At 41.5% G+C, this 670-nt stretch carries 1 protein-coding gene; it reads right to left on the bottom strand.

Annotated features, from left to right (window positions below; genetic code table 11):
* Positions 1–613: reverse transcriptase domain-containing protein (locus CDO51_RS13120; RefSeq protein ID WP_240503593.1), on the bottom strand; the 613-nt coding region annotated here is incomplete at its 3' end.
* Positions 614–670 lie beyond the last annotated feature (57 nt).

Here is a 670-nt window from a genome sequence, read left to right as displayed (position 1 = left end):
AAAATTTGCGTATGAGTCGTATGATGGTTTCATCCTTTACTTGTTCCCTTACCATACCTATCAACAAGTCATGGTTCACAGTGTCAAAATATTTTGCTAGGTCTATGTCAACTGCATATTTGTAGCCCTGGGCGTAGTAGTCTTTTGACCTTTTAATCGCTTGTTGGGCATTGCGGTTTGGTCTAAACCCAAAGCTATTATCAGAAAATGTTGGTTCAAATATTGGCTGTAGTATTTGCACTAGTGCCTGTTGGACCATGCGGTCCACGACTGTTGGGACTCCAAGAAGTTTTACCCCACCATCAGGTTTAGGTATTTCTACTCGTCTGACTGGATGGGGTTTGTACTTCCCACTTCTCAAACTCTCTAGAAATTCATCCTTGTTCTCTTTTAGATATGGCATTAACTCATCGACTGTCATCCCGTCAACACCTGCTGCACCTCTGTTTTGCTTTACTCTTTTGTAAGCTGAATTTAAATTTCCTGTGTATAGTAATTTATCAAGTAAACTTTCTGCACCGTCTTCCTCGCTAGGTTCCAGTGAGTTAGTACTCCGCGCTTCCTTGGTACTCTCTGGTTCCACCATACCCTTGTAAGGGTAGCCTGTTTTCACAGTTTTCTGCTCTCTTTACAGTATCTCACCTTCTCTCTAGTTTAAAAGACTACCATT

It is taken from the genome of Natranaerobius trueperi (genome assembly GCF_002216005.1).
Taxonomy (GTDB): domain Bacteria; phylum Bacillota; class Natranaerobiia; order Natranaerobiales; family Natranaerobiaceae; genus Natranaerobius_A; species Natranaerobius_A trueperi.
This window is presented reverse-complemented; position numbering and strand designations above follow the sequence as displayed.